The organism is Nocardia sp. IFM 10818 (assembly GCF_054655275.1).
In genome coordinates this window covers 5,784,585-5,804,817 of the sequence record NZ_BAAHJH010000001.1, presented here as the reverse complement: position 1 = coordinate 5,804,817, position 20,233 = coordinate 5,784,585, and the positions used below count along the sequence as shown (strand labels likewise).

The window sequence follows — 20,233 nt, the reverse complement described above, 5'->3', positions numbered from 1 at the left end:
TGGCGTGTCGCACACTGCTCAGACAACCGATCGGCCACTGCGGACGCTGGTGCTCGGCGGGGCCCGCTCCGGGAAATCGGCCTACGCGGAACAGTTGCTCGCCGCCGAGACGGTGCGATACGTCGCCACCGCGGTCCCCGACCCGGCCGACACCGATTTCGCCGAACGCATTGCGGCGCACCGCGCCCGGCGGCCCGCGACCTGGACCGTCGTCGAAGGCGACCCGGTCGCGGCTCTGTCCGCCCCGGCCCCCGCTACCCTCATCGACGACCTCGGCACCTGGCTGACCGCCCGCATGGACGCCCGCGCCGTCTGGGAATCCCCCCGCGGCACCCTGGCCCCCGACTTCGACGCCCTCGTCGACGCCGTCGCCGGCTACCGGCACCGCCTGGTCATCGTCAGCCCGGAAACCGGCCTGGGCGTCATCCCGGCCACCCACTCCGGCCGCCTCTTCCGCGACGAACTCGGCACCCTCAACCAGCGCCTCGCGCAGGTATGCGACGAGGTCTACCTGATCGTCGCCGGCCAGGCGATCCAAGTGAAGCCCGACCACGCCACCGCCTCGGCCGCCGCCCTCTCCAACGCGGCGGTCGCCACCGGCAGCCTCGCCGCCTCGACCGCCGGGCACGGCGACTTGCAGTCTGGGACCGCGACACCCGCCACGGACGTACACGCGACGTCGGCTGCCGTCGGTGCACTCGCCGCAACAGCGACCAGCGCGGCCGATCAACCGGCCGCCCAGCAAGTCTCGCGTGCCACGACCCTTTCGACAGGCGGTGACGCCGCCGATCCACTGGTGGCCCGCACTGCTTCGAGTGCCACCGACCCCGGCAAGGCCATCGACGCGGCGGCCGGTTCGGCCCACGTGGCATCGGATTCGGCCGCCGCGGCCGCAGCCACTGGCACCACCGCGGCGGATCAACCGACCGCTCGACCGGTCTCGCTTCCGAGGCCCTCTTCGGCAGGTGGTGCGGCCGCAGCCGCCGACCCCGGTAGGGCTACCGCCGCAGCAGCCGAATCGGCTGGCACGGCGGGCGATGCTGCCGCTGTTGGGAACCCGCTGGCGGAGGCCTCGAGTACCGCCGGCCGCGATGCGGCTGCTGGCGCAGTGGCCGGTTCGGGCGGCAAGACTGTTGGTGCCGCGTCTGCCATCGCGGGTGCTGCTGTTGGCGCTGCGGCATCGGGTGACGGGGGCAATGGCGGTGGCGCGCTGGAGCTTTCGAAGAAGGCTTTGGAGAAGGCGGAGTTCGGGCCGGTGGCTGGGCCGGATGCCGGGGTGCGGGGGGCCGCGGGGGAGCGGCAGTTGCAGTTGACGAAGCCGGCGGGGGCGTTGGGGCGGTTGGAGGCGTTGGGGAATTGGGTGGCGGCCTGTCAGGGGGTGTGTCCGCCGAAGCAGTTCGAGCGGGCCCGGGTGGTGGTGTTCGCGGGGGATCACGGGGTGGCGCGGCACGGGGTGTCGGCGTATCCCAGTGAGGTGACCGGGCAGATGGTTGCCAACTTCCTGAACGGTGGGGCGGCGGTGAATGTGCTGGCGCGGTTGGCGGATGCCACTGTGCGGGTGGAAGACCTTGCGGTGGATGGGGATACGGCGCCGGAGATCTCGAAGTACAAGGTGCGGCGGGCCTGCGGGTCCATTGATCGCGAGGATGCGCTCACCGAGGATGAGGTGCAGGCCGCGCTCGCTGCGGGCGCCGCTATCGCCGACGAGGAAATCGATTCCGGCGCAGACCTTCTCATTGCCGGAGATATGGGCATCGGCAACACCACGCCCGCGACGGTGCTGATCGCTGCCATCACCGATACCGAACCCGTCGTTGCCGTGGGACGTGGCACCGGCGTGGACGACGCCGGGTGGATCCGCAAGACCGCCGCCATCCGCGACGCCATGTGGCGGGCCCGGCCCCTGGTGTACGATCCGGTTGCCTTGCTGCGCACCGCATCCGGCGCTGATATCGCCGCCATGGCGGGCTTCCTGGCTCGTGCCGCCGCTCGCCGCACCCCGGTGATCCTCGACGGTGTGGTGGTGACCGCCGCCGCCCTGGTGGCCGACCGCCTATCGCCCGGCGCGCGCGCCTGGTGGGTCGCGGGCCATCTCTCCAGCGAGCCGTCCCACAAGATCGCCCTGGACCGCCTCCAGTTGGAACCCCTGCTGGACATGCAGATGCGCCTCGGCGAAGGCTCCGGCGCTCTCACCGCCCTGCCCATCCTTCGCGCCGCGGTCGCCGCCCTCGCCGAGATGGCGACCTTCGCGGAAGCGGGAGTGAGCACCGCCGACGCGGTCACCGAAGACGCTGGTGTCTGACATCGCGCCACCGACCTCCGGCCCGAGCCGCCCGGCACCTGAGCCCTTGCCGCAGCGACCCGGGCCCATCCACGGCCCGGCAACACCGATGCGGACTCGGTCGCCCGAATCACTGGAGCTCTCCGCCGCACGGTTCATCGTCGGCGCGGGCAGCCGGACAGCGGCACTGGAGTATGCCGCCGCACGGCTCACCGCAAGCACAGGCCGCGGGCCAGCAGGAGCCAGTCCGTCACGACGGTTCGCATTGACCTCGGCATCGCGCATCGCGCCATACGTGTGGTGCACACGGCACACGAGGCGGGCCGCGCCGATGCTCGCCGCCGCATTGGTTACGACTGCGCCGAGCCGGCCGGCAGTGAACTCGCCGAGTTCGATCACGGAACCGTCGGTGGTGCAAGGCATCTCGGACATGGTGGTGGGACCCGGCATTCCTTCGACGCGGCTCGACGGGGTGTTTGCGGCTCGGGTCGGTGTGGCGGGAGGTCTCATGGTGGTCGGCGCGTGAACGGGGTGCGGTTGGCGGTTTCGTGGTTGACGGTGCTGCCTGTTCGAGGGCTGGGGGAGGTTGATCGGGCGGTGGCCGGGCGGGCGATCGGGTGGGCGCCTGTGGTGGGGGTGCTGCTGGGGGCTGGGGCGGCGGGGTTGATGTGGGGTGTTGTGGCGCTGGGGGGATCGTGGTTGTTGGCCGGGTTTCTTGGTGTGGCGGGGTTGGCGTTGATTACGCGGGGGATGCATATCGACGGGTTGGCGGACACGTTCGATGGGCTGGGGAGTTATGGGCCGCCGGAGCGGGCTCGCGAGATCATGAAGAGTGGCGGGGTGGGGCCGTTCGGGGTGGCGGCGCTGGTGTTCGGGCTTGGGATTCAGGCTGTTTCGTTCGCGGCGCTGGCGGAGGCCGGGCGGTGGGCGGCGGTGGGGATGGCTGTCGCGGTGGGGCGGGTGGCGGTGGTGCTGGCCTGTCGGCGGGGGATCAGGGCGGCGGCGGGTGCGGGGTTCGGGGCGTTGGTGGCGGGCACGCAAGGGGTGGTAGTTCGGCTGCTTTGGGTTGGAATCGCGCTGGGGGCAGCGGGTTTCGTGGTCAGTAGCTGGTGGCTGGGGCCGATCGCCGTCGGTGTGGCGCTCGTTGTCTCGATGGTGTTGGTGCGCCATTGTGTGCGCCGGTTCGGCGGGCTGAACGGGGATGTGCTCGGTGCGGCGCTCGAGATCGCCGTCACCGTCGGCGCGGCCGTGCTGACCTTCTGGGTATGACCGCGCACCGGCGGCCGCAGTCGCGGCGGTGCGGGATAAATGGTTTGCGTTGGCGGGGCGGGGGTTTCTAGGGTGGCGGTCATGTCATGTTGCTGTTTCATGCGGCTGCGTTCTGCTCGGGCTCTGGCCCGCTAGCAGGCGCAGGTACGTAGACGCGTCTGCAGGCGCGCCCAGGGCCCTTCGAGACCTGTTCATCTCGAAGACCCGGAAGGGCAACTGCAGTGGCGAAGAATCTTTCATCTCACAAATCCGGTTACGGGAACTTCTCGCATACCCAGGGCAAGGTCGGGGGCGGGGGAGGGAGAACTCCGCGGGACCGGGCCAGGCGGGAGTTGTCGCAGAATTTCCTGGTGGATCGGCATGCGGTCGATCTGATCGTGAAGGCGGCCGATCCGGTGGGGCTCATCCTCGAGCCCGGGGCCGGGGAAGGCGCGCTGACGCGAGAGCTGGCCGAGCGCGGGGCGCGGGTGACGGCGTACGAGATCGACCCGCTGCTGGCGGGCAAGCTCTCGGCACGGACTCGGGGAATCGCTGGAATACGGGTGGTACGAGGCGATTTCACCAAGGCCAGGGCGCCGCGGGAACCGTTCGCGGTGGTGGGCAATATTCCGTTCTCGGTGACCGCCGGGATCGTGGACTGGTGCTTGAACGCGCCGATGCTCACCTCGGCGACACTGCTCACGCAAGCGGAGTACGCGCGCAAGCGGACCGGTGATTACGGGCGGTGGAGTCTGGTGACCGTCGCGAGCTGGCCGTGGTTCGACTGGGAGTTGTGCGGGCGGATCGGCCGCGAGAGCTTCCGGCCGGTGCCGGCGGTGGATTCGGCGATCCTGCGCATCCGGCGGCGACTCGAACCGCTGGTGGCGGATCGGCGCGCGTTCCGGGAACTGGTGGAACTCGGCTTCACCGGTGTGGGCGGATCGGTCCGGGCCTCGCTGCGCACGCGCTATCAGGGCGTGGACCGGGCGCTGGCGGCCGCGGGCATCGCACCGGACACGGTGGTCGGATACGTGCACCCGGATCAGTGGGTGGCCGTGTACCACGCGCTGCTCGGCGACGCGTAATCGCAAGGGGCCGTGCCGATTCGACTACGAATCGACGCGGCCCCGACGTATCCGCCGGAGCCCGGTAGCAGATTGTTTGCGAGTCATCCGGCCTCGGTGCGGCGGCGAATATCTCATGATCGATTTGCCCCTCGTCGAGGAGACGGAGTCGCGCATGGCATTGCAGCTTGGTGTACTCATGCTGTTCGCGGTCGTAGCGGTGGCCGTATTCCTCGTCGGCGACCGGTTCCGGCCGGTGTCCTGGCAGCGCGAGGACGATGAGGGCGCGCACGGCATGGTGCTGGATATGGTCAATATGTTCTTCGCGGCCATTGTCGCCTTCGTGGTGGTGATCCTGTGGCAGCAGTACGACAATGCCACCGCGCACACCGTGGCCGAGGGCAAGGCGCTGGTCGTCGCCTATGAGACGGCGGGCGATCTGCCGGACTCCGATCGCTCCCGGGTGCAGGGCCTGGTGCGCGAGTACACCGAGCAGGTGGTGACCGTGGAATGGGTTGCCATGCGGGATCGGAAGAGCCTGAGCGGGGGCACCCAGGAGACCTTCGACGAGCTGCGAGCGGCGGTGGCGGCGGTGCGGTCCGCTGATCCGGCGGTGCTGGACGCGCGGCAGACGATCGGCGAATCGCTCGATGCGGTGGCGGAGGCCAGGTACGACCGGGCGCTCGACGCCGGGTACAGCCTGCCCGTATTCCTGTACATCGCACTGTGGTTCGGCACCGTCATGCTGCTGGCGGGCGGCGTGTTCTCCGGTGTGATGGTCACCAAGCGCAGCGTGGTGATGACCGCCATGTTCGGATTCGTGGTCGGGGCGATCGTGCTGACCATCTACAAGCTGGATCGGCCGTTCGCGGGCTGGAATGTGGTGTCGCGGGAGGCCTATGAACTGGCCTTGGCGCGATTCCAGCAGATCGCGTCCGCCGAATCCGCGTCGAATGCGCTGCCGCGCTGAGGCATCGACCGCCCACGACAAGGCATCCGGAGATGACGGTGACCCGCGGAGGTCCGGTAGTGCGCAGGGCTACACGAGGATTCGTGACCGTACCGCTGGCGGCGGCGCTGCTGGCGGGGCAGGCCGGGCCGGCGCCGGCCGATCCCGGGATACCGGGCATCGGTGACATCATCAGCGGGAGTGCGGGTTCGCCCGCTGATTCCGCCGAATTCGTCGATGCGCCATCGGGAAGCTCGCTGGGCTTGGGCAGCGGCAGCGCGCTGTCGGGAAGTTCGGGCGGCACCGGCGCGGGGGCATCCACCGGCAGCAGCGTGGGGCTCGGCGAGGGCGCGGGTCTCGGCCTGTCCACCGGGTCCACGGCAGGTCCGGCGGAAACCGCTGCGGCGGAACCGATCTCCCCGGCGGATCCGATCATCCAGGCGGAGCCGATCGCCGCGCCGAGCACCCTCGGCGAAACCTTCGGCCTGGACAACGGCAGCGTGCTGACTGCCTGCGCGGGCAGCGCGATGGTCGGGGGCTCGGCCGTACTCGCCGGCCTGATCACCGGCAGCGGTTTCGGCTCCGGCCTGATCGGGCCCGGATTCGTCCCGGGTTCCAGCGGTTTGGTCGGTCCCGGCTCGTCGGGGGCGGGCAGCGTGGTCGCGGGTAGTGCGGTGACCGGCAGCGCGCTGCTGACCTGTCTGCTCCTGCTCCCGGTCAGCCCGCCCGAATTCGCCGAATCGCTGGAGATTCCGGCTCCGGCGCCCGCTCCCGTTCCGGCTCCCGTGCCCGTGCCGGAGCCCATCGACGTACCCGAGCCGGAGATCGTGCCGCCCGCCCCCGTTGTCCCGGCGCCCTATCAGGCTCGGGAAGTCCCCGAACCGGTTGTGGAGCCGACGGATTGGACCGCATTGCAGATGATGACGGTCCTGCTGATCGCGATCATCGCCGCCGCCCGCGTCAAGGTCGTTCGCGGGCGGTAGCGACGGCTTACTTGCGGAACTTGTTTTCCAGCTCGGTGAGGGTCGCCTGGAGGTCAGCGGGATCGTTGTACTTGAAGATGCCCTGGTAATCGGCTTCGGCCTGGATGGCGGCCTCGACCTCCGGATCGTGGTAGATCTGCGTCAGCTGCAGGTAGGTCGGGTTGTCCTTGTCGGCGGCGCGCGCGGCGAAAATATTGATGTACTGCTTCAACTCGGGCCGATTCGGGTCATCGGTGTAGATGATCTCGTTCTTGGTCAGCCCGGCCGGTCCGGCGAAGGTGTCGTCCACGAAGGCGGCGTCGACGCTGTCGAGGGACTGCGCCGTCAAGGTCGGATCGATGGTCTTCAACCGCACCTTGGACGCGGCCGTATCGACATCCTCGAGCTTGGAATCCCAGCTCGCGCCGTTCTTCAGGACGATCAGCCCGGCCGCGGACAGTCCGAGCAGCGGCCGCACCTGATTCGCGGGATTGTTGCTCAGCGTGATCTCACCGCCCTGCGGGATCTCGTTCACCGACTTGTGCTTCTTCGAGTACAGCGTCAGCGGGAAGATCTCCGTCGCCCCGATCGGCACCAGCGTGTCATTGTTCCGCGCGTTGTAATTGGCCAGGTAGCGGACGTGCTGGAACTTGTTGAGGTCGATCTGCCCCTGCTTCAGCGCCGGGTTCGGCTGGTTGTAATCGCTGAAGTTGACGAACTCGACGGTGATGCCCGCCTCGGCCGCCTTCTTCTTGAACACCTCCCAGTGCGGCAGTGCGAGATCGTTCACACCGATGCGCACCACGTCGGCGCGGTGTTCCTTGCCACAGGCGGCGGTCATCGCCAGCGCGAACAGGAGCGGAATCGCCAGGTAACGGCGCAGTTTTCGCATTTCAGCCAAGCTAGGCGCGGACTCGGCCGCGGCGCGAGGGTTTGGATCGCCCGGATCGCAACCATAGCCAGCGGGTAACCGGGACGATTGCATTGCCGGGTTCAGTTTCAACGATTTGCGGGAGCACGAGTGAAATTCAATCGGGTACTGGCGATCCCGGTCCTGGTAGCGGCGGTAGCGGGCCTCACCCTCACGGCCTGCGGCAGCAGCGACGACAGCTCGGGCACCGTGGTGCGCATCGGGACCACGGAGACCGACCGGCAGTGGGACGTCTTCGAAGAGAAGGCCAAGGAGCACGGGATCACGCTGCAGATCACCCACTACTCGGACTACTCGCAGCCCAATACCGCGCTCTCGCAGAAGCAGGTCGACGTCAACCTGTTCCAGCATCTGCAGTTCCTGGGGCAGTACAACGTCGCCAATAACGACACCCTGACGCCGATCGGCGCGACCCAGGTGGTGCCGCTGGGCCTGTACTCGCAGAAGCACAAGTCGGTGGCCGATATCCCGGCCGGCGGTGAGATCGCCATTCCCAACGATCCGACCAATCAGGCGCGGGCGCTGTTCGTGCTGCAGTCGGCCGGACTGCTGAAGCTGTCCGGCGATGTCCGCCAGCCCACCCCCGCCGATGTCGACAAGGCCGCCTCCAAGGTGAAGGTGACCCCGGTCGACGCCACCCAGACCGCGCTGTCGCTGGCCTCGGTGGACGGCTCGATCGTGAACAACACCTTCCTGGAGAAGTCCGGCATCGACCCGAAATCCGCGCTGTTCAAGGATGATCCGAAGAGCCCGGGCGCAGAGCCGTACATCAATGCCTTCGTGACGCGCGCCGAGGACAAGAACAACCCGACCTACCTGAAGCTGGTCGAGATCTGGCACGGCGCAGAGGTGCAGCAGGCTGTTCAGGAGACCTCCAAGGGCACCGCGGTCGAGGTCAAGCGCGACGGCCCGGATCTGGAGCAGGTGCTGGCTCGGGTGCAGCAGACCATCCGCGAGAAGAAGTGAGCGGGCAGGACACCCAGGTCGCGGCGGTCGAATTCCGGTCGGTCACCAAGGAATTCCAGGTCGGCAAGCAGACCCACACCGCGCTGCGGGAGGTGGACCTGCGCATCGAACGCGGTGAGATCTTCGGCGTGATCGGCTATTCCGGGGCGGGCAAGTCGACCCTGGTGCGGCTGATCAACGCCCTGGAGAAGCCGACCAGCGGCGCCGTGCTCATCTCCGGGAACCCCATCACCGGGGTCCCGGAGTCCCGGGTGCGGCAGCTGCGCCGCGATATCGGCATGGTGTTCCAGCAGTTCAATCTGTTCCGCTCGCGCACCGCGGCGGGGAATATCGAATACCCGCTCAAGGTCGCGGGCTGGAAGCGGGCCGAGCGCAAGGCCCGCGTCGCGGAACTGCTGGAGTTCGTGGGACTTTCGGACAAGGCCCGCAGCTACCCGGACCAGCTCTCCGGCGGCCAGAAGCAGCGGGTCGGCATCGCCCGCGCCCTGGCCACCTCGCCGTCGCTGCTGCTGGCGGACGAGGCGACCTCGGCCCTGGACCCGGAGACCACCCAAGAGGTGCTGCGCCTGCTGAAGAAGGTCAACCGCGAACTCGGCGTCACCATCATCGTGATCACCCACGAAATGGATGTCATCCGCGCCGTCGCCGACCGGGTGGCGGTGCTCGCCGAGGGCCGAATCGTCGAACTGGCAACCACATTCGACGTCTTCGCCGCACCGCAGGCCGCACCCACCCGCTCCTTCGTGGAAACGGTGCTGCACAATCGCCCGAACGCCGAGGAACTGAAGCTGCTGGGGGAGAAACACTCTGGCCGCTTGGTCACCGTCGACATCGATGATGACCGCGGTATCGGGGACGCCCTCCTCGTGGCCGCACAGGCCGGTGTCCGCGTCGAGGTCGTCTACGGCGGCGTGAGTTCGTTGCAGGACAAGACCTTCGGCAGCATCACCCTCGCGCTGGACGGCCCGGACGGCGCAGTTGCGCAGGTCGCCGATGAGCTGACGCATCCTGGCAGCGCTGTCGCTGCCGAAGCCGCGGGCGGTACCCGTGCGGTCGATGCGGCAGCCCTGCCGGCGACCGGCAGCGCACCGGAGCAGGGGTTGACGGCCGATTGGCCGGAGACCGGTGTCGCGCCAAGGGAAGCCGCCGTGGAGGAAGCGTCCGCGCCTGCCGCCTATCCGGCGCTCGACGGCAGGGACCTGCACTCGTCCGAGTCGTATGCGCGCGAGCCGGGTGCCTTCCCGGCCGGCGAGGTGTCGCGGAGTAGGAGTGCTGCGGTGGAAGGCGCCGAACTCTCGAGTTCGGGCGGTGCCGCGACCGGCGAAGCGGACGCGGCCGGTCGAGTCGACCGTGGACCGGAAATCGAGGCCGCGGGCGGTCGCACCGGGACCGAGCGGAGGAGCGCATGAATCTCGCTGCTGTGCAGACGGATTGGGACAAGCTGCGGCCGGTGCTCGGCGAGGCCGTCGGGACGACGATCTACCTGGTGCTGCTGACCTTCGTGGTCGGCGGGGTGATCGGATTGACGCTGGGCACGCTGCTGTACACCACCCGCAAGGGCGGGCTGCTGGCCAACGCGCCGGTGAATGTGGTGCTCAATGTGCTGGTGAACGTGGTCCGCCCGATCCCGTTCATCATCCTGCTGGCGGCCCTCGGGCCGATCACCCTCGAAGTGGTCGGGACGACGATCGGCACCGAGGCGGCGGCCTTCGTCATGATCGTGGCCGCGTCGTTCGGCATCGCGCGGATCGTCGAGCAGAACCTGGTGACCGTGGATCCGGGAGTGATCGAGGCGGCCCGGGCCATGGGGGCGGGGCCGTTGCGGATCATCCTGACGCTGCTCATCCCCGAGGCGCTGGGCCCGCTGGTGCTCGGGTACACGTTCGTGGTCATCGCCATTGTCGACATGTCCGCCATGGCGGGCACCGTCGGCGGCGGTGGCCTCGGAGATTTCGCGCTGGTGTACGGCTATCAGCGGTTCGATTGGGAAGTCACGTTGGTCGCGACCCTGATCATCATCGTGGGCGTGCAGGGGATTCAGTTCCTCGGCAACTGGCTGGCCAGGAAGGTATTGCGCCGCTGAGCCACCCCCCGGAGCGGCAGGCTTCGGGAAACCACGCGCGAGACGGACGGCCGCACCCGAACCAGGGTGCGGCTGTTCTCGTCGGCGGCGAACCGCTAGCATCGTCGCGTGGGCACTTACTGGCACGCTGTCACCCCGCCCCCGGTCGCCTGACCGGGCGCACCAGCGGCATTCTCGCTTCCCGCCTCCGCCGATCCTGAACGGCCAGGGCTGATTCAGCGTGCGCCCGTTCCGAATACGCCGATCACGTACTCGAGAACGGAAGTTTTTTCGTGTCCAAACACGTCATCAAGTCTTCGCGCGCGGCAGCAGGCCACGCGCCGCGAGCGGTGGTTTCCACTGAACAGTCCGCGTCAGCTGCCGCGGGCAGGAACAATGCTGCCGCAGAAGCTGTTTCGCGGCCTGCGGGTGCATTGCGCGGTCCGGCGGCGATCCTCGGCGCTGCCGTGCTGTGGGGTAGCACCGGCACCGCGAGTTCCCTCGCACCGGCGGGAGCGCCCGCCGCGGCGATCGGTTCCGCGGGGCTGGCTCTCGGCGGCCTCCTGCTGTTTCTCACGACCTGGCGGACCAAGGCGACCTATACCTGGGCGCAATGGCGATTGCTGATCGCCGGGGCGGTGGCGGTCGCGGCGTATCCGGTCACCTTCTATCCAGCGGTGGCGCGCACCGGAGTTGCGGTCGCCACCGTCGTAGCCCTGTGCAGCGCACCGGTCTTCACCGGGTTGGCCGCCTGGATGACCGGGCGGTCGCGGCCGAGCGCACGGTGGGTGTGGGCCACCGTGGCGGCCGTAGTGGGTTGTGTCGCACTGGTACTCGGCCCGGAACTGACCGGCCAACCTGCCGCCGTGGATCCGCTCGGTATCGGGCTCGCCCTCTGCGGCGGCCTGGCCTACGTCGTGTACTCGCTCATCGGTGGTGAGCTCATTGCCGAAGGCAAGCCGTCCGGCTCGGTCATGGGGCTGATGTTCGGCATGGCGGGGCTGCTGGTGCTGCCGGTGGTGCTGGTCTCGGGCGGCGAGTGGCTCGGCAGTCTGCGCGGGGCGGCGGTGGCCCTGCATCTCGCGGTGTTCACCACGTTCCTGGCCTACCGGATGTTCGGATACGGCCTGCGGCACACCACCGTCGCCACCGCCACCACGCTGACCCTGGCCGAGCCCGCGGTGGCGGCGGTGCTCGCCGTCGCGGTGCTCGGGGAACGGCTGCCCGCCGTGTCCTGGTGCGGACTGGCCGTGCTCGCCGGGGGTCTGGCGCTGCTTACTGCGCGACCGGGCCGCCGCTAGGCGCGACGGGGCCTGGCTGTTGCAGTTTGGAGTGGAACCGGGAGTAGCCGAAGTACACGATCAGGCCGAGCACCAGCCAGGCCGCGAAGCGCACCCAGGTCGCGGCCTGCAGCGACAGCATCAGCCATACCGAGAAGACGACGCCGATGATCGGAATGACCGGCATGAGCGGAATCCGGAAGGTGCGCGGCACCTCCGGACGCGTGTAGCGGAACACCAGCACCGCCACGCACACCACCACGAAGGCGCTCAGAATGCCGATATTGGTCAGCTCCGCAACGGTATTGATGGGCAGCAGTCCGGCCAGCACGGCCGAGGCCACGCCCACGATCCAGGTGACCCGGGTCGGAACCTTGCGCACCGGATGGGTTTTGGCGAACCACTCCGGCAGCAGCCCGTCCCGGCTCATGGAGTACCAGACGCGGGTCACGCCGAGCATGAAGGTGAGCACCACGGTGATGATGCCGACAATCGCGCCCACCGCAATGATATTCGCGATGCCCGGCATCCCGACCGCCTCGAAGGCGCTGGAGAAACCGCTCTTGGGATTGATCTCGGTGTACTTCTGCATGCCCGTGAGCACCAGTGTCGCAAGGACATACAGCACCATGGCAATCGCCAGCGAGTAGATGATCGCCTTGGGCAGATGCTTCTTGCCGTCCACCGACTCCTCGGCCGCGGTGCTCATGGCGTCGTAACCGAACACGGCGAAGAACACCGTGGCGGCACCGGTCATGACCGCGCCGGTGCCGTACGGGAAATACGGCGAGTAGTTGGCGCTGTCGATGTGGAAGACGCCGAGCACGATGATCAGCAGCACCAGCGCCACCTTGATGCCCACGGTCACCATCTCGAAGCGCCCGACGCTGCGGATGCCGCGCGTCAGCACCCAGGCCGAACCCAGGCAGAACAGCACCGCGAACACGTCCACCACATTCCCGTCACCGGTGCCGGGCGCGCCGAGCATCCACTGCGGCAAGGTGATTCCGATCTGGTCGAGCAGGAATCCGAAATACCCGGACACGCCGATGGCCACCACCGCCGCCACCGCGATGTACTCCAGCAGCAGATCCCATCCGATGAACCACCCGACGATCTCGCCCAGCGACACGTACCCGTAGGTGTAGGCCGAGCCGGCCTTGGGCACCATGCCCGCGAACTCCGCGTAACACAGCGCCGCCGCCGCGCTGGCGATGCCGGCGACCAGGAACGACAGCAGCACCGCCGGCCCGGTCGTCTGATTCGCCACGCTGCCCGCGAGCGCGAAGATCCCCGCGCCGATGATTCCGCCCACGCCGATGGCCGTCAGCTGCCACAGACCCAGGCGTTTGGCCAGCCGTTCATCCGGCCGGACGTCCTCCTCCACCTCGGTGATCGGCTTGCGCCGTAACATCTGGCCGCGTACCTCTGCCAGTGTCATCGCTGTACTCCCGTCCGCCGCGCCCGGCAGCCGAGGCCGAGGCGCAGGCCACAGTGTCGATCTATGCCGGTAATCCGACCACGCCCGCCGATCGGCTCGCGGAGTTTTGTGTATCTCGCGGAGTTTTGTAAATAAAGTTCGCGCGTATCGCCGCTCCGCCGACCCTGGTAGGAATGAACCGTGGACGCTGACGACGACAAGGTCATCGAACTGGCAACCAAGGTCTTCGACCTGGCCCGCCAAGGCGACGCCGACCAACTAGCCGCCTACCTGGACGAGGGTGTCCCGCCGAACCTCACCAATGGCCGCGGCGACACCCTCCTCATGCTCGCGGCCTACTACGGCCACGAGCCCGCCGTGGCCACGCTGCTCCAGCACGGCGCGGACCCCAACCTGCTCAATGCCGCCGGTCAGACCCCGCTCTCCGGCGCGGTCTTCAAGGGCGAACCCGGTATCCTGCGCACCCTGCTGGCGGCGGGCGCCGATCCGGACGCGGGCTCGCCCTCGGCCCGGGAAACCGCCACCATGTTCGATGTGACCGAGGCCCTGAAGATCTTCGACGAGAAGTGATCCGGCTCGGATGAATGCCGAACGGCCCCCGCGCTGGTGAGCGCGGGGGCCGTGCTGTGTCGAAAACCCTTGGGTTACAGGTTGACCGGGTAGACCGGTTCCTGGATCTCCGGCTTGATGCGGTGCTCGACGAAGATGCCGTGCCAGATCATGAAGCACAGCAGCGTCCACAGCCGGCGGCTGTGATCCACCGGGCCGGTGCGGTGCGCCTCCAGCATGGCGGAGATGGCGGCCTTGTCGAGGAGGTGATCGGTGCCGGATTCGGCGATCTGGGTGCGGGCCCAGTCGTAGAGCTCCGGGCCGCGCAGCCAATGCCGCAGCGGGACCGGGAAACCGAGCTTGGCGCGGTGCAGCACATGCGGCGGAACAATGCCCTCCAGGGCCTGGCGCAGCGCGTATTTGGTGGTTTCCTTGGTGATCTTCTGGTCGTAGGGCAGCTTCTCGGCCACCTTGAAGACCTCCGGATCCAGGAACGGCACGCGCAGTTCCAGGGAGTTGGCCATGGTCATCTTGTCGGCCTTGACCAGGATGTCGCCGCGCAGCCAGGTGAACAGGTCCAGATGCTGCATGCGCGCCACCGGATCCCAGTGATTGCCCTGCATGCCGTAGATGCGGCCGGTCACGTCCCGATGGGTCCACTCGGGGCGGAATTCCCGCAGCACCGAACGCAATTGGGCGTCGTTGAAGCTGCGGGCATTGCCGTAGTAGCGCTCTTCCAGGGTGAGCGAGCCGCGGTTGAGCAGGCTCTTGCCGCGAGTGCCCTCCGGAATCCGCTCCGACAGCTTCCCGGCCAGCTTGCGCAGCCCCTTGGGCAGGTACTCGAACGGCTTGAGCGACAACGGCTCCCGGTAGATGGTGTAGCCGCCGAACAGCTCGTCGGCGCCCTCACCGGAGAGCACCACCTTGACGTGCTTGCGGGCCTCCTTGGCCACGAAGTACAGCGGCACCAGCGCCGGGTCGGCGACGGGATCGTCGAGGTACCAGATGATCTCGGGAATCGAGGCCGCGTACTCCTCCGGGCCGACCACGCGCACGATGTGCCGCGCGCCGATGGCGGCCGCGCTCTCCGCGGCCACATCGACCTCGGAATAGCCCTCGCGCTCGAAGCCGGTGGTGAAGGTGATCAGGTTCGGGTTGTGCCGCATGGCCAGCGCCGCGGTGGCGGTGGAATCGATGCCGCCGGACAGGAACGCGCCGACGGTCACATCCGCGCGCATGTGCTTGGCGACCGAGTCCTCCAGGGCCTCGGCGATCTCCCGGTATCGCTTGTCCGCGGTGCCCGGCGCGAACGGCGACACCCGGAACTGCGGGTTGAAATACCGGGTGATCTGCGGCGCCTGTCCCGGCTCGATCCAGGCGTAGCAGCCCGACTCCAGCCGCCGGATGTCCTTGTGCAGCGTCTCCGGCTCCGGCACGTACTGCAGCACCGTGTAGTGCTCCAGCGCCCGCGGATCCAGCCCATCCGAAAGCTCCAGCTCCGGCAGCAGTTCCAGCAGGCTCTTCTTCTCGCTGGAGAAGGCGGTGCCGCCCGGACCGGTGGCCGTGAACAGCGGCTTGATGCCGAACGGATCGCGCGCGATGAACAGCTTGTTCAGCTCGGTGTCCCAGATCGCGAAGGCGAACATGCCGCGCAAACGGCTGGGCACCTTGGCTCCCCAGTAGTGGAAGGCCGCGACAATGGTCTCCGAGTCGCCCTCGGTCGCGAACATGGGCTCGTCGCCGAATTCCGCGCCGTGCTCGGCCCGCAGCTCCTCGCGCAGCTCCAGGTAGTTGTAGATCTCACCGTTGAAGGTGAGCGCATAACGCTCCCGGTTCTCCGGCGGGCCCCAGCGCAGCGGCTGATGCGAATGCTCGATATCGATGATCGACAGGCGGTTGAAGCCGAAGATCATGCGCTCGTCGTGCCAGGTCCCCTTCTCATCGGGGCCGCGGTGCCGCTGGCAGTGCAGGGCCTCGTAGACCTGTGCCGCGGTGGTCTCGACCGTCCGCCCATCCTTGCTTGGAGCCGTGTCAGCTGTCAGAAATCCGAGCAGACCACACACTGCGGGGAGAACCTCGTTTCCGGAGTCGGGGGATGGCGGCCCGGCCCGCGGTGAGCGGCCGGGCGCGTGGAACGCGAAACCTTCTGTCCGAGTATGCCGCACGCGCGCGGATCGTGCGCGAGAGCCCGTATCCACGGCTTATGGAGTTTCCGGAGTGTCGAATGCGACCCGATCACAACGCGACGCCCGGTTTGGTCTACGCTCCGTAGTACTTGGGAAACTCTCAGGGTTGATCACGCGTTCCCACGCGGTCGATCCGAGGGCCCAGAAGAGCTGAAATTGGGTCGTCCGGCGGAAGGGAGTCCGGGCGGCGCCGAGTCGGAGAGACGACCAGGAAGGCGTTGAGCGTGGCGCACAAGGCGAGCGAAGCGATAGGGGCACGACCCGCCCAGGGTCGGCGGGGCCGCATCCTTCGGCGGGCCGGGCTGGCGGTGTCCATGGGGATCACCGCGATGCTCGTCTCCGGCTGCTCGATCGACAATCCGTGGCTGCGGTTCGGCTGGCCCTCGGGCATCACGCCGCAGGCCACCCGGATGCGTGAGCTGTGGACCTGGTCCGTGGTCGCCGCGCTGGCGATGGGCGTGCTGGTGTGGGGTCTGACCTTCTGGACCGTGGCCTTCCACCGCAAGAAGCCCAACTCGCCGGAGTTCCCCCGGCAGACCGGCTACAACGTGCCGCTTGAGCTGACCTACACGGCCGTGCCGTTCGTCATCATCGCGGTGCTGTTCTACTTCACCGTGGTCGTGCAGAACTACGTGCACGAGAAGGTGGAGAACCCGAATGTCGTGGTCGACGTGACCGCATTCCAGTGGAACTGGAAGTTCGGTTACCAGAAGGTCGACATGTCCGGCTGGAAGTACGACGGCGTGGACCAGACCCGGCAGGCCATGAACACCGACTTGCGCGAGGAGTACAAGGAGCGCAAGAACGAGGAGGGCCACCCGCAGCCCGGCCCGAACAACGGCCTGCCGGCCAATGACATCTCGTACCTGAACTACGACAAGGTCGAGACCGTCGGCACCTCCAACGAGATCCCGGTGCTGGTCATCCCGTCCGGCCAGATCGTCGAGTTCCAGCTCGCCGCCGCGGACGTCATCCACTCCTTCTGGGTGCCGGAGTTCCTGTTCAAGCGGGACGTCATGCCCAACCCCAAGGAGAACAACTCCGACAACGTCTTCCAGGTCGGCCCGATCGACAAGACCGGCGCGTTCGTCGGCCGCTGCGCCGAAATGTGCGGCACCTTCCACTCCATGATGAACTTCGAGGTCCGGGTCGTTTCCCCGGAGAAGTTCCGCACGTACCTGGAGGCTCGCGAGGCCGGCAGGACCAACGCCCAGGCGCTGGAGGCCATCAACGAGTCGCCGGTGGCCACCTCCACCAAGCCCTTCAACACCGACCGCACCGGCCGTGGGGTCGAAGCGTCGTACGCCAAGTGAGGACTGAACTGACATGAAGGTCGAAGCTCGCATCTTCGAACTGATCACGGTCTTCTTCGTGATCGTGGCTGTGGTCTACGGCTACTTCACCGCCCAGTCGCGCACCGGCGTCGAATGGGCGGGCACCACCGCCATCGTGCTGTCCGCGGGTCTGTCGCTCATCGTGGCGACCTACTTCCGCTTCGTGGCGCGCCGCCTCGACCTCCGCCCGGAGGACTACGAGGAGGCGGAGATCGTCGACGGCGCCGGCGATCTGGGCTTCTTCTCGCCCGGTTCGTTCTGGCCCATCACGCTGGCGGCCGCGGGCTCCGTGACCGCGCTCGGCTTCGCGTTCTTCGAGCCGTGGCTGATCGGCGTCGGCGTCATCTGCGTGCTGATCGCCGCCGGCGGTCTGGTGTTCGAGTACCACCTCGGACCCGAGAAGCACTGAGCCGAGCAACCAAGCGCCCCATCCGGATTTGGATGGGGCGCTTTGCTGTGCCCGGCCCCGCTGCTAGGGCAGCGGGGCCGGGAGGCAGAGGAGAGGAAGGGGCCGGGAGGCAGAGGAGAGGAAGGAGACGGGGCGCCCCGGGGAGATGACGGCTGCCGCCGCAGGCGAGGGGAGCGGAGGCGGGTCGCGCATCGAGCACAAATTTGAAACACCATCGACCGGGAACTGGTGGCGGGGTCTACTCGGTCGATGCCGCCACCAGTTCCCGGTGATCGTTTGTCCAGGTGTGAAAGGCGGGGCCGCAAGGGGTACGGCCCCGCCTTCCCCTCATCGGCGGGCGAGTTCAGATGCCTAGGGCGTGTTTGAGGCGGGTGGTGGAGCGGGGGGCCATGCCGGCCAGGCCGAGGAGGGCTCGGGGGAAGCGGGGGTGGATTTGGGTGGGGCGGGTGCGGATTGCGGTTTCTATCCAGCGGGCGGCTTCGGCGGGGTCGAGGAGGGGGTTCTCGGTGTAGTAGGTGGGGGCGGTGGGGTCTATGCGGAAGGCGGGGTAGTGGACGGCGGTGATGTGGATGCCGCGGGGGGAGAGTTCGGCGTCGGCGCATTGGCCGAAGGTGGTCCAGGCGGCTTGGGAGCTGGCGTAGGAGGCGAAATTGGGGGCGGCGCCGGTGGCCAGGGACCAGGGGCCGACATTGACCACGTGACCGGAGCCGCCGGCCAGCATGGCGGGGAGCAGGCCGAGGGTGAGGCGCAGAGGGCCGAAGTAGTTGGCGGCCATCATGCGCTGGTAGTCGGCGAAGCGGTCCAGCGATTGCAGGACCGGGCGGCGGGCGGGGCGGCCGGCATTGTTGATCAGGACGTCGATGCTGTCGAATTCGGTGAGCAGCCATTCGATCAGCTGGTCGACATCGCCGAGGGCGGAGATGTCACAGCGATGCCAGTGGGCGCGGCCGCCGGATTCGATAATGGCGGCGCAGTCTTCGACGAGTTGACTCCCGCGGCGCGCGACGAGCAGAACCTCGGCGCCGTGGGAGGCGAGTAGTCGGGCGCTGGCGCGACCGATATCGGAGCACGCATCGGTGATGACTATGCGTTTTCCGGATATGGAGCCGGCGGGGCGGGGACGGCGGGCAGCACGGAATTCGATCATGGGACAGGCAACCTTCACTCACGAACGATGATGGCACCGGCGCCCCGCCGACAGTACCGATACTGCGCCGCACTCCCCAGGGCTCGCGGCCGGTCAGGCTGCTAGCCCGTTGCTGGAAGTGCGGCGGAACACATTCTAATCGGTTGGGTCATAACGCCGGGCGCGTTCGGCGACGCAGATCTCGTCGATTCCGGACACGATGTCGCGCAACAACTCCGACGGCAGCGCGGCCGGGCGCAAACGGCAGGTGAAGGTAATGAACCCGTGGTCCTCGTTATCGAGTTCGTGCAGGTAGCGGGACCGCACGCCATAGGTCATGGCGGAGATGACGGTGAAGCAGCCGGTCTTCTCCCGATGCCCGGCGAACAGGTCGTGCAGGCCGTGGAAGACCCGGGTGTAGTTCGTCAGCGGCGCGAACACCGAGATGCGGTAGGCCGGACCGCGTTCCGAGGAGGAGATGACGGTATCGGCCAGATACTCCGCATCGCGCAGCGTCAGCACCTTCGGAGCGAACATGAGCGCACCGGCGGCGGCATTGCGGACCGGCATACCGGCGCGGCCGCCCGCGGAGGCGGCAATGGCGCCCAGGGACTTTCGGGCGCGGGCGCCGACCTCGCGGCGGGCGCGCAGCGACAGGTTCGGGGTGGTGGGGTGCAGGCTCGACCACTGGCCGAAGCGGACGGTGCCCAGCTGGACGGTTCCCGTACCGACCGGTCGCGCCACTTTCAGCGGTGCGGTATCCACCCAGCGGCCCACCTGGAGCATGGAATCGCCCGGCGACTGGATCTCCTTGAACGAATGCTCCACCCAGGTATCGAAATCCAGGAACCGGTGCGCGTCGGTGGTCAGCCAGATGCGGTCCTTGTCCATATCCGCGACCTCGAGGGTGAGCGCGGTGATGATCCCGGTGCGCCCGCCCCCGCCCAGGATCCGCCGGAACCGCTCGGTGTGATGGGTGCGCCCGCAGGTGCCGAATCGCCCGTCCTGATCGACGTATTCGAGCTCCACCACATTGTCGGAGAACATGCCGAACCGGTGTGAGGCGGCGCTGAGCCCGCCCACCGCCGCGAATCCGCCCGCCGTGATATCCCGATGGTCGCCGACAATGGGCAGTCCCAGCCCGTGCGCCGCGAGGGTGCGGTCGATATCGGACAATCGCGCCCCCGCCTGCACCCGGACGGTCCGGGCGTCCGCGTCGACCACCTGCACGCGGTTCATCTTCCGCATGGACAGCACCGCACCCTGCTCGGGCGGCGCCAGCTCCTCGTCCGGCCGCTCCCCACCGCGGATGATCAGCGGTTTCGTCGACTTGCGCGAATCCCGAACGGTACGAACGACATCCGCGGTGTCGCGGGGCAGGAATTCATCCGGGTGGGTGGAGACGGGCGTGCTCATGGCGCTACAGCTAACCACAGTCGCGCCGA

At 68.1% G+C, this 20,233-nt stretch carries 16 protein-coding genes and 2 pseudogenes; 13 read left to right on the top strand and 5 right to left on the bottom strand.

Going from position 1 to position 20,233, the window contains the following annotated elements; all coding sequences use genetic code 11:
• Positions 1-4: 4 nt before the first annotated feature.
• The 6 genes and pseudogenes from ACYQ5L_RS27050 to ACYQ5L_RS27025 form a co-directional block, all read left to right on the top strand.
• A pseudogene (locus tag ACYQ5L_RS27050) lies at positions 5-526 on the top strand (bifunctional adenosylcobinamide kinase/adenosylcobinamide-phosphate guanylyltransferase); the annotation flags it as partial.
• Between the two features lie 684 nt (positions 527-1,210).
• Positions 1,211-2,302 (top strand): nicotinate-nucleotide--dimethylbenzimidazole phosphoribosyltransferase, encoded by a 1,092-nt coding sequence (cobT, locus tag ACYQ5L_RS27045; RefSeq protein WP_459963559.1) that lies wholly within the window; start codon positions 1,211-1,213, stop codon positions 2,300-2,302.
• 501 nt (positions 2,303-2,803) lie between these two features.
• On the top strand, positions 2,804-3,550 hold the full coding sequence (locus tag ACYQ5L_RS27040) for an adenosylcobinamide-GDP ribazoletransferase (RefSeq protein WP_459961074.1): 747 nt from the start codon (positions 2,804-2,806) through the stop codon (positions 3,548-3,550).
• 221 nt (positions 3,551-3,771) lie between these two features.
• Positions 3,772-4,614: an ErmE/ErmH/ErmO/ErmR family 23S rRNA (adenine(2058)-N(6))-methyltransferase gene (gene erm / locus ACYQ5L_RS27035; protein ID WP_459961073.1), complete on the top strand. Its 843-nt coding sequence runs from the start codon at positions 3,772-3,774 to the stop codon at positions 4,612-4,614.
• A 154-nt stretch (positions 4,615-4,768) separates the two neighbouring features.
• A complete protein-coding gene (locus ACYQ5L_RS27030) occupies positions 4,769-5,563 on the top strand; it encodes a bestrophin-like domain (RefSeq protein ID WP_459961072.1) in 795 nt (264 codons plus the stop codon).
• 83 nt (positions 5,564-5,646) lie between these two features.
• Positions 5,647-6,525, top strand: a complete 879-nt coding sequence (locus tag ACYQ5L_RS27025; RefSeq protein WP_459961071.1) for a hypothetical protein — start codon at positions 5,647-5,649, stop codon at positions 6,523-6,525.
• 7 nt (positions 6,526-6,532) lie between these two features.
• Here ACYQ5L_RS27025 and ACYQ5L_RS27020 read toward each other — a convergent pair whose 3' ends face one another.
• The gene (locus ACYQ5L_RS27020; protein ID WP_459961070.1) at positions 6,533-7,396 is read right to left on the bottom strand and encodes a MetQ/NlpA family ABC transporter substrate-binding protein; all 864 of its coding nucleotides are present in this window, start codon (positions 7,394-7,396) and stop codon (positions 6,533-6,535) included.
• A 129-nt stretch (positions 7,397-7,525) separates the two neighbouring features.
• On the opposite strand from ACYQ5L_RS27020, the gene ACYQ5L_RS27015 reads away from it, so the two are divergent.
• From ACYQ5L_RS27015 to ACYQ5L_RS27000, 4 genes and pseudogenes are all read left to right on the top strand, one after another.
• Positions 7,526-8,401 carry a MetQ/NlpA family ABC transporter substrate-binding protein gene (locus tag ACYQ5L_RS27015; protein ID WP_459961069.1) on the top strand — a complete coding sequence of 292 codons (876 nt, stop codon included), beginning with the start codon at positions 7,526-7,528 and terminating at the stop codon, positions 8,399-8,401.
• Positions 8,398-9,405: pseudogene (locus ACYQ5L_RS27010) on the top strand (methionine ABC transporter ATP-binding protein); the annotation flags it as partial. The gene ACYQ5L_RS27015 and the pseudogene ACYQ5L_RS27010, both read left to right, overlap by 4 nt.
• 401 nt (positions 9,406-9,806) lie before the next feature.
• The gene (locus ACYQ5L_RS27005) at positions 9,807-10,484 is read left to right on the top strand and encodes a methionine ABC transporter permease (RefSeq protein WP_459961068.1); all 678 of its coding nucleotides are present in this window, start codon (positions 9,807-9,809) and stop codon (positions 10,482-10,484) included.
• A 272-nt stretch (positions 10,485-10,756) separates the two neighbouring features.
• Entirely contained in the window at positions 10,757-11,764 is a 1,008-nt protein-coding gene (locus ACYQ5L_RS27000; RefSeq protein ID WP_459961067.1) for a DMT family transporter, read from the top strand.
• Here the strand turns inward: ACYQ5L_RS27000 and ACYQ5L_RS26995 are convergent.
• Complete coding sequence (locus ACYQ5L_RS26995) at positions 11,739-13,184, bottom strand: amino acid permease (protein ID WP_459961066.1); 1,446 nt, start codon at positions 13,182-13,184, stop codon at positions 11,739-11,741. The genes ACYQ5L_RS27000 and ACYQ5L_RS26995 overlap by 26 nt on opposite strands.
• A gap of 180 nt (positions 13,185-13,364) precedes the next feature.
• On the opposite strand from ACYQ5L_RS26995, the gene ACYQ5L_RS26990 reads away from it, so the two are divergent.
• Positions 13,365-13,754, top strand: coding sequence for an ankyrin repeat domain-containing protein (locus tag ACYQ5L_RS26990; RefSeq protein WP_379204475.1), 390 nt, complete (start codon positions 13,365-13,367; stop codon positions 13,752-13,754).
• A gap of 74 nt (positions 13,755-13,828) precedes the next feature.
• Here ACYQ5L_RS26990 and asnB read toward each other — a convergent pair whose 3' ends face one another.
• On the bottom strand, positions 13,829-15,796 hold the full coding sequence (gene asnB, locus ACYQ5L_RS26985) for an asparagine synthase (glutamine-hydrolyzing) (RefSeq protein ID WP_459961065.1): 1,968 nt from the start codon (positions 15,794-15,796) through the stop codon (positions 13,829-13,831).
• 437 nt (positions 15,797-16,233) lie between these two features.
• Here asnB and ctaC point away from each other — a divergent pair, with 437 nt between their 5' ends.
• On the top strand, positions 16,234-17,232 hold the full coding sequence (gene ctaC / locus ACYQ5L_RS26980; RefSeq protein ID WP_459961064.1) for an aa3-type cytochrome oxidase subunit II: 999 nt from the start codon (positions 16,234-16,236) through the stop codon (positions 17,230-17,232).
• Between the two features lie 13 nt (positions 17,233-17,245).
• The gene (locus ACYQ5L_RS26975) at positions 17,246-17,662 is read left to right on the top strand and encodes a cytochrome c oxidase subunit 4 (RefSeq protein WP_459961063.1); all 417 of its coding nucleotides are present in this window, start codon (positions 17,246-17,248) and stop codon (positions 17,660-17,662) included.
• A 343-nt stretch (positions 17,663-18,005) separates the two neighbouring features.
• Here ACYQ5L_RS26975 and ACYQ5L_RS26970 read toward each other — a convergent pair whose 3' ends face one another.
• Together ACYQ5L_RS26970 and ACYQ5L_RS26965 are read right to left on the bottom strand one after the other, a co-directional pair.
• Positions 18,006-18,809 carry an SDR family NAD(P)-dependent oxidoreductase gene (locus tag ACYQ5L_RS26970; RefSeq protein ID WP_459961062.1) on the bottom strand — a complete coding sequence of 268 codons (804 nt, stop codon included), beginning with the start codon at positions 18,807-18,809 and terminating at the stop codon, positions 18,006-18,008.
• A 135-nt stretch (positions 18,810-18,944) separates the two neighbouring features.
• A complete protein-coding gene (locus ACYQ5L_RS26965) occupies positions 18,945-20,204 on the bottom strand; it encodes an FAD-binding oxidoreductase (protein WP_459961061.1) in 1,260 nt (419 codons plus the stop codon).
• Between the last annotated feature and the right edge of the window lie 29 nt (positions 20,205-20,233).